This window comes from Tardiphaga sp. OK245, from assembly GCF_900108575.1.
In the GTDB taxonomy this organism is placed as follows: domain Bacteria; phylum Pseudomonadota; class Alphaproteobacteria; order Rhizobiales; family Xanthobacteraceae; genus Tardiphaga; species Tardiphaga robiniae.
Genome location: NZ_FNWZ01000001.1, coordinates 127967 through 141855, shown reverse-complemented (window position 1 = coordinate 141855; position 13889 = coordinate 127967). Strand labels below are relative to the sequence as shown.

The 13889-nt window shown below is 59.2% G+C and carries 17 protein-coding genes; 6 read left to right on the top strand and 11 right to left on the bottom strand.

Annotation, left to right across the window (positions count from 1 at the left end; translation table 11 throughout):
* Window positions 1-213: 213 nt before the first annotated feature.
* Window positions 214-510, bottom strand: a complete 297-nt coding sequence (locus tag BLW80_RS00660) for a hypothetical protein (RefSeq protein WP_068736086.1) — start codon at window positions 508-510, stop codon at window positions 214-216.
* Window positions 507-770 carry a hypothetical protein gene (locus BLW80_RS00655; RefSeq protein WP_093756427.1) on the bottom strand — a complete coding sequence of 88 codons (264 nt, stop codon included), beginning with the start codon at window positions 768-770 and terminating at the stop codon, window positions 507-509. Before BLW80_RS00655 ends, BLW80_RS00660 begins: the two co-directional genes overlap by 4 nt.
* Window positions 771-1047: 277 nt before the next feature.
* On the opposite strand from BLW80_RS00655, the gene BLW80_RS00650 reads away from it, so the two are divergent.
* Both BLW80_RS00650 and BLW80_RS00645 read left to right on the top strand, forming a co-directional pair.
* On the top strand, window positions 1048-1875 hold the full coding sequence (locus BLW80_RS00650) for a transglutaminase domain-containing protein (protein WP_093756426.1): 828 nt from the start codon (window positions 1048-1050) through the stop codon (window positions 1873-1875).
* Between the two features lie 127 nt (window positions 1876-2002).
* Window positions 2003-2353, top strand: coding sequence for a hypothetical protein (locus BLW80_RS00645; protein ID WP_093756425.1), 351 nt, complete (start codon window positions 2003-2005; stop codon window positions 2351-2353).
* A gap of 96 nt (window positions 2354-2449) precedes the next feature.
* Here the strand turns inward: BLW80_RS00645 and BLW80_RS00640 are convergent, their stop codons facing one another.
* Window positions 2450-3202, bottom strand: coding sequence for an SDR family NAD(P)-dependent oxidoreductase (locus tag BLW80_RS00640; RefSeq protein ID WP_093756424.1), 753 nt, complete (start codon window positions 3200-3202; stop codon window positions 2450-2452).
* A gap of 83 nt (window positions 3203-3285) precedes the next feature.
* Between BLW80_RS00640 and BLW80_RS00635 the strand changes: the two genes are divergently transcribed.
* Window positions 3286-3627 carry an ArsR/SmtB family transcription factor gene (locus BLW80_RS00635; protein ID WP_093756423.1) on the top strand — a complete coding sequence of 114 codons (342 nt, stop codon included), beginning with the start codon at window positions 3286-3288 and terminating at the stop codon, window positions 3625-3627.
* A 199-nt stretch (window positions 3628-3826) separates the two neighbouring features.
* Here the strand turns inward: BLW80_RS00635 and BLW80_RS00630 are convergent, their stop codons facing one another.
* The 4 genes from BLW80_RS00630 to BLW80_RS00620 form a co-directional block, all read right to left on the bottom strand.
* Window positions 3827-5380: a hypothetical protein gene (locus tag BLW80_RS00630; protein WP_093756422.1), complete on the bottom strand. Its 1554-nt coding sequence runs from the start codon at window positions 5378-5380 to the stop codon at window positions 3827-3829.
* The gene (locus BLW80_RS29760; protein WP_139285768.1) at window positions 5352-5645 is read right to left on the bottom strand and encodes a helix-turn-helix domain-containing protein; all 294 of its coding nucleotides are present in this window, start codon (window positions 5643-5645) and stop codon (window positions 5352-5354) included. Before BLW80_RS29760 ends, BLW80_RS00630 begins: the two co-directional genes overlap by 29 nt.
* Before the next feature lie 309 nt (window positions 5646-5954).
* Window positions 5955-7598, bottom strand: a complete 1644-nt coding sequence (gene groL, locus BLW80_RS00625) for a chaperonin GroEL (RefSeq protein ID WP_093756421.1) — start codon at window positions 7596-7598, stop codon at window positions 5955-5957.
* A 42-nt stretch (window positions 7599-7640) separates the two neighbouring features.
* Entirely contained in the window at window positions 7641-7958 is a 318-nt protein-coding gene (locus tag BLW80_RS00620) for a co-chaperone GroES (protein WP_089264960.1), read from the bottom strand.
* A 419-nt stretch (window positions 7959-8377) separates the two neighbouring features.
* Between BLW80_RS00620 and BLW80_RS00615 the strand changes: the two genes are divergently transcribed.
* From BLW80_RS00615 to BLW80_RS00605, 3 genes are all read left to right on the top strand, one after another.
* The gene (locus BLW80_RS00615; protein WP_089265658.1) at window positions 8378-8662 is read left to right on the top strand and encodes an usg protein; all 285 of its coding nucleotides are present in this window, start codon (window positions 8378-8380) and stop codon (window positions 8660-8662) included.
* A 107-nt stretch (window positions 8663-8769) separates the two neighbouring features.
* Entirely contained in the window at window positions 8770-9318 is a 549-nt protein-coding gene (locus tag BLW80_RS00610; RefSeq protein WP_093756420.1) for a cupin domain-containing protein, read from the top strand.
* Between the two features lie 101 nt (window positions 9319-9419).
* Entirely contained in the window at window positions 9420-10481 is a 1062-nt protein-coding gene (locus BLW80_RS00605) for a dipeptidase (protein ID WP_093756419.1), read from the top strand.
* Window positions 10482-10500: 19 nt separating this feature from the next.
* Here the strand turns inward: BLW80_RS00605 and BLW80_RS00600 are convergent, their stop codons facing one another.
* The 4 genes from BLW80_RS00600 to BLW80_RS00585 form a co-directional block, all read right to left on the bottom strand.
* A complete protein-coding gene (locus BLW80_RS00600) occupies window positions 10501-11751 on the bottom strand; it encodes a NupC/NupG family nucleoside CNT transporter (protein ID WP_093756418.1) in 1251 nt (416 codons plus the stop codon).
* Window positions 11752-11829: 78 nt separating this feature from the next.
* Window positions 11830-12588, bottom strand: a complete 759-nt coding sequence (locus BLW80_RS00595; RefSeq protein WP_092146865.1) for an SDR family oxidoreductase — start codon at window positions 12586-12588, stop codon at window positions 11830-11832.
* A gap of 22 nt (window positions 12589-12610) precedes the next feature.
* A complete protein-coding gene (locus tag BLW80_RS00590) occupies window positions 12611-13144 on the bottom strand; it encodes a GNAT family N-acetyltransferase (RefSeq protein ID WP_244527880.1) in 534 nt (177 codons plus the stop codon).
* A complete protein-coding gene (locus BLW80_RS00585; protein WP_093756417.1) occupies window positions 13141-13887 on the bottom strand; it encodes a proteasome-type protease in 747 nt (248 codons plus the stop codon). The genes BLW80_RS00590 and BLW80_RS00585 overlap by 4 nt, the downstream gene beginning before the upstream one ends.
* Window positions 13888-13889: the final 2 nt, after the last annotated feature.

The following is a 13889-nucleotide window of genomic DNA, read 5'->3' as shown; positions in this document are numbered from 1 at the left end:
TGAGTTCAGCGATCTTGCGCAAGCATTCGGCCTCGGTGGGATGTGGGCCCGTAACAAAGGTTCCGCTGATCTTGGTGCTGTACCAGCCGGACTCGACGCCGAGGCGGAGAGATTCTGCGACTTGAACGTGACGGTGCAAGAGGTTCTGCATGAGGATGCTTTCGGTTGAGCGCTGGCTGCTGCGGGATCGCTGCGACCTGCGTAATGATGGGATCAGTCGTTGGCGGCAAGCCGCGTGAAGTCGTCCAGCACGATCGCGATCAGATCGCGGTGCTGGGTATCCTGTGCGCTGAGCGATGCGCCGTAGAGATTGAGGACGTAGCGCGCCTTCGCCGCAGCCTCAGGCCATGTGGTGGCCGGCGTGGTCAGTAACTGCTCTTCGAGTGCCAGCTGCCGCTCACGCAGTGCTGCGGCATTGGATTCGACTTCGGCAAGACTACGCCGGATATCGGTGGCTTTCTGTGCCGCCATGCCGCGGCGGCTATCCAGCTCGACGGGAGTGTCGGTCATGGTGCGCTCGCATCGATGCGCTGCACATCTGCCAGCTCAAGCGACCCAATGGAGATCATCTCCATGGAACTTGTATGGGGTGGTGCACCAGGCACGATGATCATGGTCGCCGTGCGCCGATAGCTGGCGAAGGACAGTCCCTCGATCATCTCCTCATCGGTGATGACGTCATACGACCCTGCCGGGATCAAACGACCAAGGCCCTTCAACTGGAAAGGATGCTTAAAAGTAACGGTCTCACGGCGCGATCTCGTGGTCACGCGCGCATGTCGCTGCTGAGATCCGGCATCCGTTCAGCGTGCGCCTATTCACAGACATTAGCCATCGATTTCTTTGAGCGATCCGGTGTTTCGTTGAATTTCGCTATGATTGTCTTGTTATTGGACGTTTTGTCGCCATTTCGAGGATGTATCTGACATCGATGACATTCTGGCCGACGCTTGCGCTGGGTTTTTCTCGCAAGATCGTCGTGCAATGTGCAACGCTTGCGATGTCTCGCTTTTGAAATCAACGATGTGCCGGGATGAGGTGTTTTGCATGAAGATCCGTGTTGGCTACGAGATGATCTATGATTTCCCGCAGCCGACGCCCGTCATGATCGTGATGGGCATGCACTTCACGCGTGCCTCCGACGTGGTGGTGCCGGACTATCTCACGATAAATCCCTCAGTTCCGATTACGCCGTATCGCGATGGCTTCGGCAACTGGTGCAGCCGCATCGTCGCGCCGACGGGCCGCATCACGTTCAAAGCCGACGGGATCGTCAACGATAGCGGCAAGCCGGATATCATCGTGCCGTCCGCTGTGCAGCACGCAGTGGAGGATCTGCCGGCCGAGACGATCGTCTATCTGCTCGGTAGCCGTTACTGCGAGACGGATCGGCTGTCGGACATCGCCTGGCAATTGTTCGAGAAGACTGTGCCTGGCTGGGCGCGGGTGCAGGCAATCTGCGATTTCGTGCATAACCATATCCAGTTCGGTTACGAGCACGCACGCGCGACCAAGACCGCCTGGGACGCTTACAACGAGGGGAAGGGCGTTTGCCGCGACTATGCACATCTGGCCATCACCTTCTGTCGCTGCATGAATATTCCAGCGCGCTACTGCACCGGCTATCTCGGTGACATCGGTATGCCGAAGCCATGGGCCGACGGCGATTTCGCCGGCTGGTTCGAAGCCTATATCGGCGGCCGCTGGTATACGTTTGACGCCCGCAACAACATCCCGCGGATCGGACGCGTGTTGATCGCGCAGGGCCGCGATGCCGCGGATGTGCCGATCACGCAAACTTTTGGGCCGAACACGCTGGTGAGTTTCAAGGTGTGGACCGACGAGATCGACGAAAGCACGCAGGCGGTCAACTGACTCGCTTTGTGGGCTCTGTCGTTACACTCGCTTAAGCCTGCATTTTCAGCAGCATGTGAGCGGTTAGGAAGGAACCGGGCGCGCCACTGAGAATTTCACCTGTCATAACTTCGTAAGGACAGGACCGATGGCAAACACTCTGACAAGCCTGACGACCGCCGTGGCATTGATTGCGGGTTCCAGCGTCGCGGCTTTGGGCAGCGGCACGGAGGCACAGCGCGAAGCCTGCACGCCCGATGCGTTTCGCCTCTGTACATCGGCAATGCCGGATGAGGGGCGGGTAGAAAGTTGCTTGCGCAGCGCAGGACCGCGATTGAGCCGCGCCTGCTATGATGTGTTCTTTCCGCAGATCGAGCACGATCAGGCTCAGATGATGCGTGGGCAAGCTTCGTCACGCGAACGCATGAAGCCATCAGCGGCGGATCGCATGCAGACACCGTCTATGCCGCAGATGCCGGCCGGCGGTGATGATGATTGAGGCAAGGCGAGACTGGCCTCGCGATAACAAGCAAGGGCGGTGCTGATTGCACCGCCCTTGGCTATGTCGGATAGACTGTTGAGCAGAGCGCGTGGGCTACCTGAAGCCGCCGGTGGCGTGCAGTGTTTCGCCCGTCACGTAAGATGCAGCATCAGAAGCGAGGAATGCGACGACGGAAGCGATTTCCTCGACCTTACCGATGCGGCCCATCGGCGTGGCAGATTCGATCCACTTGCGCATGTCGCCTTCATGGAATCCGGCTGACACCACTCCCTCGGTTGCGATCATGCCAGGATTGACGGCGTTGACGCGGATCTTGCGCGGCGCGAGCTCCTTCGCCAGTACCGACGTGATCGCATCGACGGAAGCCTTGGTCGCGGTGTAGACCGCTGAACCCGGCGGGGTGATCGTAGAGACGCCCGATGAGATGTTGACGATGCTGCCGCCGGTGGCGTTGAAGTGTCTGGCCGCTTCCTGCGAGACGAGCAGCAGCCCGAGCACGTTCAGATCGAAATGTTTGTGGAAGTGCTCTGGCGTGATGCTGTCGAGAGGGGCGAATTCGTAGACGCCCGCATTGTTGACAAGAACGTCGATCGGCCCGAACGCCTTGACGGTCTCGGCCACCACGGATTTGGCGCCGTCCGGCTCGGCGAGATTGCCGTGCACCGCGATGGCCTTGCCGCCCTTGGCGGTGATCTTCGCGACGACCTCGTCGGCGCCCTTCTTGCTGGATGCGTAATTGACGGCGACGGCGGCGCCCCCGGCGGCGAGCTGGATGGCGATTTCAGCGCCGATGCCCTTGGAGCCGCCGGTCACCAGCGCAACTTTGCCTTCGAATGTCTTGGTCATGGTCGTGATCCCTCTTGGATGCTTCAATCGTTCGGAAGTATGGGACTATTGAACCAGCGCAAGGGGGCGCCTATATCTTTTTTATGGTTCAGTTCGTTCACCCCGCGACCAAGGACATCACGCTGGCCGGCGTGCTCTCGGCGCTGGCTGATCCCATTCGGCTGCAGATCGTCCGGGGCTTGCTGCAGGGGAGCGGCTGCCTGTCCTGCACCGCTGCATCGCCATGCCCGACCATCGCCAAGTCCACTTTGTCGAACCATTTTCGCGTGTTGCGCGAGGCCGGCCTGATCCAGACCAGCAAAAAGGGCGTCGAGCATCAAAACGCAGTGCGGGCGGCGGATCTCGACGCGCGGTTTCCCGGGCTCTTGATGGCGATCCTGGCGCATTCATTGAGTGACGACGCTTCCCCGGTGGGGGTTGTCTGAAACAGGCAAAGCGCGGGAGCTTCAACAGGGCGGAAGCTGTTTGTGAATGCGATCGCGACGAGCTTTCGACGCTTGCACTGGTCCGATTTTCAAGGGCTATGAGCGAATTAGCTCCAAAATCAGGCGGCTGCCGATGATGTGAAAATGGGGGTGATAGTGCTGCAGTTTGTCATGCGTTAGCTGAATCCATATTTTCGTATTAAACGTTTTCATTTCGAATGCGGGACAGTGCCGTTCTACAGTAGGCAATTTCGTGCTCGCATTCTTGGCTTTCAAAAACTCGCAACGCATTCTGAAATAGCTCAGTGGCGTGTTTGATGTCGCTTTGTTTGCTGGCCACTGCATCTCTCTCGGCATGAACCAAAATAATGTTGCCCATGTACATCTGTAATTCTGCCCAACGTTGAGGTGAGCGGTTCTCCGTGAAGAAGGCGCTAGCCGCTTCAAACGAACTAAGCGATCGTAGCAAATAAAAATCCGTCAATTTAGTTTCTGCGGTTAGAGCGTAGTCAAATAATACGTGAGCTAAGCCGACGTGCGCTTTTGCATAGTTAAGCGGAAAGAATGTCTCCGGGTAGCTTTCTAAAGCGGCTAGATAGGCGGAAATGGATTGGATTCTCAGAAACTTCGCTGTTTCAGGCTCTGTTGTTTCCAGCTTCGCGCGTTGGGCGAGAGCGGCGCCGCAATTAGCCTTTGCGATACCCCAAATTTCCGGGTTTGAAGCAAGTTCGGCAGCTCTTGCGGCATCAGAAAAGGCTCCAAAGGCCTCCGTCAAGGCGGCGTCAGTTGGTTTCGCTTTTCGAATTCCATCGTGTTCCATGAGCGCGTGGCCAAGACTATTGCAAGCTGTGGAAAATATATCAGCGCCACCTTCAGCCCCTTTTAGACTAAGCTGAACTTCTCGCAAAAAAGATACTGCGTCGGATAGCGCTGCCGCGTCATTGTCTCGGCAGGCTTGGTCAATCAGGCAGTTGCTTAGCGCAACTTTAGCAGATGCAACTCGATATATATCGGATTCGGAAATTGCTCCGTTAAGTGCAGAGCGAGAGCATGCTATCGCCTTGGCCAGATACTCTGTGGCCGTGTCAGAAACCTCGACTTCATACGCTCGCCTGTAGACGAGGGACAATCGAAAGTTAATTCGTGCTTCGTTAGCCGTTTTACCTTTGATGGCGTTGCTCTGAAGGGCTGTCTTGAGTAGCGCCACTGCTACGAAAAAAGAGGGCCTGAGTGATTGTAGTCCCACATTGTATATTCGTTCTGCTAGGCGCTCGAGAACTTCGACCATTTCATTTTCGTCAAAAGGTCTAAAGAATTCTGCTGCGCTGGTGTAAAGCGATAAAGCAGATTCTGGATCTCCTCGAAGCAGATTGATGTCGCCTCTCGCGATGCGTATCATCGATTGCTTGCGAACTTCGACTAGGGTTTTCTCTTGTTGCTGGATCTCTTCTGCGCTGAAAAGTAAGCGATCAGCCTCTTCGAAATTTCCTTCAGCCAACGCTTCTGCTGATGCTAGTTTGATTTCGGCCACAGACTGATCGGTTGCTCCAAGAATTTCGATCCGTTGACGAAGATCAATCCACTCTCGGGCTTTCGCACGTAGAAATTCATCGAGTTCGGCCAATGTTGCTTGAGGATTGGCGTGGTCAAACTGTCTTGAGACGGCTTCGATTAAGTTTCTGGCTTCGCGATAGGCGCGATCTAGATCGGCGTTGGGCTGCGAATTAGTCTGGCGCGCATTCTCGAAGTTCATCTTCTGAGATTTTAAGTACTGAGATTATTGGATCTATCGTTTTGGGGTGCGGATTCTCAACGGTGCCGTTCTCAAGTTCGCTGATACGACGTGTTTTTCCTGATGTTCCGAATGCATCTTCGGCCAGCTGTGTCTGTGTGAGGCCGAGAGCCTTGCGCTTTTGAAAGATTAGTCTTCCAAGAGCTGCTCCAAAGGTTTGGCTCGTCATAAGCGCATTTACTCCGCATATTTTGCGCAAGTATACCGCACGTTTCCAAACTGACATGCTCGTATTCTACTTCGGCGCAACAAAATGTCGTCCGGACGGCAATCATCTGAAAGGAAGATTGCTCCTATGGTTCAAAGTAAGTATGTGGCCGCACTCGCGGCGATGTTTCAATTGGTTTCTTTTCTGGGAGCTCAGACCAGTTTTGCAGCGGCAGTACTGTTTCTTGTGAGTAGCTTGATCGCGCTGATTGAGTGAATTTGCAGTCGAGAGTTCTTTAGTGCTGCTGCCTTAGGGTAATTTCAAACAAAAACCCCGGCATCGCTGCCGGGGCTCTGCATTTGATAGTTCGCTTGAACAGCGTTGGACTTAGAAGTCCATGCCGCCCATGCCGCCGCCCGGAGGCATGCCGCCTGCGCCTGCGCCGCCCTTCTTGGGCAGCTCGGCAACCATGGCTTCCGTGGTGATCAGCAGGCCGGCAACCGAAGCTGCGTTCTGGATCGCTGCACGGACAACCTTGGTCGGATCGATGATGCCCTTCTTGAGCATGTCGCCGTAGGTGCCGGTCTGCGAGTCGAAGCCGTAGCTGTAGGTCGCGGTCTCGAGGACCTTGCCGACGATGACCGAACCGTCTTCGCCTGCGTTGATGGCGATCTGGCGAGCCGGAGCCGACAGGGCCTTGCGGACGATCTCGACGCCGGTCTTCTGGTCGTCGTTCGCGGTCTTGATCTTCTTCAGCTGTTCCGAAGCGCGGAGCAGAGCGACGCCGCCGCCGGGGACGATGCCTTCTTCAACCGCAGCGCGGGTCGCATGCATCGCGTCATCAACGCGGTCCTTGCGCTCCTTCACTTCGACTTCGGTCGCGCCGCCGACGCGGATGACGGCAACGCCGCCAGCCAGCTTGGCGAGACGCTCCTGCAGCTTCTCACGGTCGTAGTCCGAAGTGGTCTCTTCGATCTGCGCCTTGATCTGCGCCACGCGTGCTTCGATGTCGGCCTTCTTGCCGGCGCCGTTGACGATGGTGGAGTTTTCCTTGTCGATCATCACCTTCTTGGCGCGGCCGAGCATGGCGAGCGTGACGTTCTCGAGCTTGATGCCGAGATCTTCCGAGATCGCCTGGCCGCCGGTCAGGATCGCGATGTCCTGCAGCATGGCCTTGCGGCGATCGCCGAAGCCCGGTGCCTTGACGGCAGCAACCTTGAGGCCGCCACGCAGACGGTTGACGACGAGGGTGGCGAGAGCTTCGCCTTCGACGTCTTCCGCGACGATGACGAGCGGCTTGCCGGTCTGCACGACAGCTTCGAGCAGCGGCAGCATCTCGTTCAGCGAGGAGAGCTTCTTCTCGTTGATCAGGATGTAGGCGTCGTCGAATTCAACGCGCATCTTGTCGGCGTTGGTGACGAAGTAGGGCGAGATGTAGCCGCGGTCGAACTGCATGCCTTCGACGACGTCGAGTTCGGTTTCGAGCGACTTGGCTTCTTCAACCGTGATGACGCCCTCGTTGCCGACCTTCTTCATCGCATCTGCGAGGAACTTGCCGATTTCCGCGTCGCCGTTCGCCGAGATGGTGCCGACCTGGGCGATTTCGTCGTTCGAGGTGACCTTCTTGGAGTTCTTGACGAGGTCAGCAACCACGGCTTCCACGGCCAGGTCGATGCCGCGCTTCAGATCCATCGGGTTCATGCCGGCAGCAACCGACTTGGCGCCTTCACGGACGATCGCCTGGGCGAGCACGGTAGCAGTGGTGGTGCCGTCGCCGGCTGCGTCGGCCGACTTCGAGGCCACTTCGCGCACCATCTGGGCGCCCATGTTCTCGAACTTGTCGTCGAGCTCGATTTCCTTGGCGACGGTGACGCCGTCCTTGGTGATGCGGGGCGCGCCGAACGACTTGTCGATGACGACGTTGCGGCCCTTCGGACCGAGCGTCACCTTCACGGCGTTGGCGAGAATGTCGACGCCGCGCAGCATCTTGTCGCGGGCATCAACGCCGAATTTCACTTCTTTAGCTGACATGTTTTGCTTCCTTGAAAATCAGGATGGGTGGGGAAAAGGCGCTTAAGCGGCCTTCTTCTTGGCGGGAGCGGCACCTTCGAGGACGCCCATGATGTCGCTTTCCTTCATGATCAGCAGGTCCTGACCGTCGATCTTGACCTCGGTGCCCGACCACTTGCCGAACAGCACGCGCTCGCCGACCTTCAGATCGATCGGGATCAGCTTGCCGGCTTCGTCGCGGCCGCCCGGGCCGACGGAGACGATCTCGCCCTGGGAGGGCTTCTCTTTGGCACTATCCGGAATGATGATGCCGCCAGCGGACTTCTCTTCGGCGTCGATACGCTTGACCACAACGCGATCGTGAAGCGGACGGAATTTCATGCAGTCCTCCTAAGTTTCTGTAGATGCTTGAGAAATTTAAATTGGCAGTCTGAGCCAACAAGTGCCAGCGCAGCTGGTCCGGACATAGGCCGAACGTTCCCCACCGGCAAGGGTCTTTACCAAATATTTTGGCACTCAAATATGACGGGTGCCAGAATTGGTTAAGACCCTCCGATACCGGTTCTCGAATCCGTTAGCATCCACGGTAAGTGGCTGCTAACACTCGGCTTTCAATACATTATTAAACTTTTAAGCTTGTGATGAAGACGTTGCTTGCGTCACATTTCATGCATCGTGTTGTCATGGGCGAAGTGGAAGCCGGTTCGCTGCAGTCAGCACGGTCACAGGAGAGCAGAGCGAAGTTCGACGTCAAACCGGAATCCACTTAGCCGAATGCGCTCTGTCCATGGAGGTTGAACATGGTGTCGAGAAATGCAGTTTCTGACGATTTCAGAAAGCAGGTGCTTGGCTACGGACTGACGACGGCGCAGATCCTCTACCGCATGCCCGACCACCCCTCGCTGCTGCAGACCTATGTCTGGCAGAACTATGATTTGTTTCCGAAGTTTCCCGCGCTGAAGGATTTTCTGGATTTCTGGCAGGAGAAGCTTGATGGCCCGCTCTTTGCGGTCACCGTCGCGCATTCGAAACTGATCAAGCCGGCCGAGCTTCGTGCCGTGGATGGCGTCTTCCGGTTGCACTAGTCCGCGCCTCTCAACGCGCCGGATGAATTGCCGCTGTGCTGAACTACAGCTAGGTTCCCGGACGCGCTGGCCGTTTGTTCGGCATTGCGCCGGGTGGGAAACACGACATGGCGAAGCTGAAGCGAACGTCAAAGAGCGCAGCGAAAGCGGCTGCGACGAAGAAGCCTGCGACACAGGCGGTAGCGAAAGCGGCAAAGAAGTTCGCGGTTGGTAAGCCGGCCAAGGCGAGTACAAAAGCTGTCGCCGAGGCCGCGGCGAAACGCGGCCCGCGCCGCAAGCAGCGCGTCGCGATCAGTCACTATCAGGAAGAAGCATTTCTCGGCGACGGCCTGCGTGCCTACGCAAAGTATCGCGATCTCGGCGTTGCCGCTGCGACCGGCGGTTTGGCGCACGCGCATGTCATCCGGCTGATCGGACCTTGCGATCCGAAAGAGGTCTCCAAGCTTCACTATCACGATGCCGAGTTTCAGCTGGTCTATGTGCTGAACGGCTGGGTGAAGGCCTATATGGAAGGCGAGGGCGAGATGACTATGCGTCAGGGGTCATGCTGGACCCAGCCGCCACGCATCAGGCATCTGATCCGCGATTACTCCGACAATTGCGAATTGCTGGAAGTGATCCTGCCGGCGGAATTCAAGACGGTGGAAGTCCGGTAGTTCGCGTGCGGAAATGCGACGCGTGCCTTGTTCGCGCGTCGCAGTGGCGTTGAATCAGCTATGCTGAGCCCGTCGCTGCCCTGGCCCTCAACGAGTATCTCATGACTGCATCCGTTCCGGTTTTCGACGGTCACAACGATGTGCTGCTGCGGCTGTACAAATCGCAATCGCACGATCCGGTATCCGACTTCCTGACCGGGGAAGCCGCCGGTCACATCGACCTGCCGAAGGCGAAGGCCGGCGCGTTCGTCGGCGGGCTGTTCGCGCTGTATTCGCCGGCGGCTCAGGCGTCATCGGGATTCATGGCGCAGATGACGGGCGGACGCTACGCCGTGCCGCTTCCCGAGCCGCTGACGATGGACGAGGCGCGCAATTCCGTCGTCGCCGAACTGGCCATCCTGCTGCAGCTCGAACGCGCTTCCGCAGGCGCGGTGGCGATCTGCACCACCACCGCCGAAATCCGGTCCGCCATTGAGCGCAAGGCGCTGGCCGTGGTGGTCCATCTGGAAGGCGCGGAGGCCATCGACGCCGAGCTCAGATTCCTCGACGTTCTCTATGCGGCGGGGTTGCGGTCGATCGGGCCGGTGTGGAGCCGGACCAACATCTTCGGCCATGGCGTGCCGTTTCACTTCCCGTCCGGGCCGGATCTCGGCGACGGTCTCACCGCGGCCGGCGAGCGGTTGATCGGCGCCTGCAATGACCTGAAGATTCTGGTCGACCTGTCGCACATCACCGAGAAGGGTTTTTGGGACGTGGCGCGGCTGTCGAAGGCGCCGCTGGTGGCGACCCATTCCAATGCCCATGCGCTGTGCCCGTCGCCGCGCAATCTCACCGACAAGCAGCTCGCCGCGATCCGCGACACCGGCGGCATGGTCGGCCTGAATTTCGCGACCTGCTTCCTGCGCCCCGACGGCAGCATGCGGCCCGACACCGGCATCGAGCTGATGGTGCAGCAGATCGACTATCTGCTGGAGAAGCTGGGCGAGGATCACGTCGGGCTGGGATCGGATTTCGACGGCGCGGTGGTGCCCGAGGCCATCGATTCCGCCGCGGGCCTGCAGGCGCTGTTCGTGGCCTTGCGCGACAAGGGCTATTCCGAGACGCTGCTCGGCAAGCTCGGCGCGGGCAACTGGCTCGATCTGCTGCAGCGGACGGTCGGCTGACCGGCGCTGGCGGCGTGTCTCAGGTGAGCATGCCGACGATCGCGCCCATCAGGCAGGTCGTCAGCGTCCCCGAGACGATCGACTTCACACCAAGCGCGTTGATTTCGTTACGACGCTCCGGCGCCATCGTGCCCATGCCTCCGATCATAATTCCGAGGCTGGCAAAATTTGCAAATCCGCACAGCGCATAAAGCATGATGAGGCGCGAGCGCGCATCCAGCGCATCGGGACCGAGCTTCGCCAATTGAACATAGGCGATCAACTCGTTGAGGATCGTCTTGACGCCCATCAGCGAGCCCGCGGTCAGCGCCTGGTCCCACGGCAGGCCCATCAGCCAGCACACCGGTGCCATCACGTAACCCAGCATGCGCTGCACGGACAGTGTGTTGCCTCCCACGGTGGGCATCATCATGAGGATCGCGTTCATGAGATACATCAGCGCCACGAAGACCAGCAGCAGGGCGATGATGTTGACGAGCAGTTCGATGCCTGCACTCGTGCCCTTGACGATCGCATCTATCGTGCTCGTGGCCGATGCGTCCGGATTGGCGAGCAATCCACCTGTGCGACGATCCTCCGTCTCAGGCACCATGATCAGGCTGACAAGGATCGCAGCTGGCGCCGAGAGCACAGAAGCAATCACGAAATGCGCCGATGCATCGGGGATCAGCGGCGCCATGAAAGTGGCATAGAGCACCAGCACGGTACCGGCGATCCCCGCCATGCCGCCCGTCATCACCAGAAACAGTTCGCTGCGCGTGAGCTGCGCGAGGTAAGGGCGAATAAACAACGGGGCCTCGACCATGCCCAGAAAGATGTTCGCGGCCGTTGACAGTCCGACAGCGCCGCCGATGCCGAGCGTGCGTTCAAGCAGCCACGCCATGCCGCGTACGATCGGCGGCAGGATACGCCAGTAGAAGAGCAGGCTGGTCAGCACGCTGATGACCAGCACCACGGGGAGTGCCTGCAGCGCGAGAACGAAATCCGCGCCGGGATTCTTTAGATCGAACGGCAATGCGCCGCCGCCGAGATAACCGAACACGAAGGAGGTGCCAGCACGCGACGCTGCGGCGATGGTGCTGACAGCATCGTTGATGCTGCTGAAGGCGCGCGTCACGACGGGAAGTTTCAGCAGGATCACGGCCGCGACGATCGTCAATACGAGACCGATCGCGGCCTGTCTCAGCGACACCTTGCTGCGGTTTTCACCGAGCGCCCAGGCGATCCCCAAAAGCGCGATGACGCCGAACGCCGATTGTAGCTGCAGCATAAATCCCCCGAAACCGCGGCGATGATGCCGCGGCTCCCCATGTCATGCAATCGCAATGCCGCTGAGGCGGATTGCGTTTTAGCCGCGTCCGACGAACGGCATCTTCGTTGCCATGACCGTCATGGTCAGCACATTGGCATCGAGCGGCAGGCCGGCCATATAGGCGACAGCGTCGCCGACGGCTTTGGCGTCCATGCGTGGCTCTTGCTTCGAGGTGCCATCGGGCTGCAGCACGCCGGGGCCGTTGACCATGCGGTCGGTCATGGGGGTGGCGGCATTGCCGATATCGACCTGGCCGACGGCGATGTCATAGGCGCGGCCGTCGAGATTGCTGGCCTTGGTCAAGCCGGTGATGGCGTGTTTGGTCGACGTGTAGGCGGCGGAGAACGGGCGCGGCGCATGCGCTGAGATCGAGCCGTTATTGATGATGCGGCCGCCGCGGGGCGTCTGATCCTTCATGATGCGGAAGGCGTGCTGCGTGCACAGGAACGGTGCGGTGAGATTGGTGTTCACCACAGCCTGCCACTGTTCGAGGCCGAGGTCTTCGAACGGAATCGCGGGCGCGCCCATGCCGGCATTGTTGAACAGCACGTCGAGCCGGCCGAATTCCTGCATGATCCTGGCGAACAGCGCGGCGATGGAGGCGGGGTCGGCCATGTCGGCGCTCACGGGGAGGCTCTTGCCGCCATTGGCCGCGCCGAGCTTCTGGGTCTCTTGCAGCAGTTCGAGCCGGCGACCGGCGAGCACGACGGTGAAACCGGCATTCATCAGCGCAAGCGATGCGGCACGGCCGACGCCGGTGCCAGCTCCGGTCACGAGTGCGATCTTGTTGGTCATCTGTTTCGTCCCTGTTTTCTTTTTACGAGAGGTCTTTTTGAGTGAGGTCCCGGACCATGAAACGTGCGTTGTCGCCGTAGCTTTGCAGTTTCTGATCCAATTCGGAATCGCGCATGATGGTGAAATCGTGCCGTTGCCAAAAATGAACTGAATTGTTGACGGCAACAAGCGTCATGTTGGGCAGTTGCATCAGCCTGGCGCGTGCCGCCATCATATCGACGGCCACGGTCGCCGCGCCGGATCTGCGGGTTTCGGGCAGCAATGCGAGATCGTGAATGTAGAAGGTCGAGGGCGCTGCGGGCATTGTCAGCAGGCTGTTCAGTGACGGCGGCTCCCTGAATTGCCAGGGATGGCTGACGAGATAACCCTTGATCCCGTCCTGGGCCTCGAGCACGGCGCAACCGTTTGGATCGAGCGCCAGGCGGTTCGCGAACACGACCTCATCTTCGGGAAAATCGGGATGAACGGCATCGGCGATGGCGAGGACGGACGGCAGGTCTGCCTCCGTCATGATCCGCCATTTCATCGGGGCTGCGGTCATCGCGGCCGCGCTCAATTGTCTTTCTTGTAGGGCGGGCGCGGAATGTTTTGATGTGCCGCGCGCAATGCTGCCGACCAGCGCGAGCGCAGGTCGTGGAAATAGGGCTCGCCGGCTTCAATACGGTGATTGAGATCGGCGTCGCAGACATCGGTGCGCACCACCAGCACATCGATCGGCAGGCCGACGCCGATATTGGAGCGCATGGTCGAGTCCATCGAGATCAGGCCGGTCTTGAGTGCCTCATAGAGTTCGACGTCGTAATGCATCGCGCGGTCGAGCACCGGCTTGCCGTATTTGTGCTCTCCGATCTGCAGATAGGGGGTGTCCACCGTGCATTCGATGAAATTGCCGGCCGGGTAGATCATGAACAGCCGCATCTTGGCGCCCTTGATCTGGCCGCCGAACAGGAACGAGACGTCGAAATTGATATCCTCGGCCTCCAGCGCCTTGCCCTCGGTGGCGTTGACGTGCCGGATGGCGCGGCCGATGCGCTGCGCAGCCTGAAACATCGTAGGTGCGTTCAGCAGGGTCTCCAACTCACCGGTGGTCGGGTTCTCCAGCCCCTCGCTCAGGGTGGAGAGCACCGATTGGCTGATGGCGAGATTGCCTGCGGAGGCCACCGCCATGATGCGGTCGCCGGGCTGGTTGAAGATATGCAGCTTGCGGAAGGTCGAGATGTTGTCGAGCCCGGCATTGGTGCGCGTGTCCGCGATCATCACCAGGCCGTCCTTGACGAGAATTCCGCAGCAATAGGTCATCG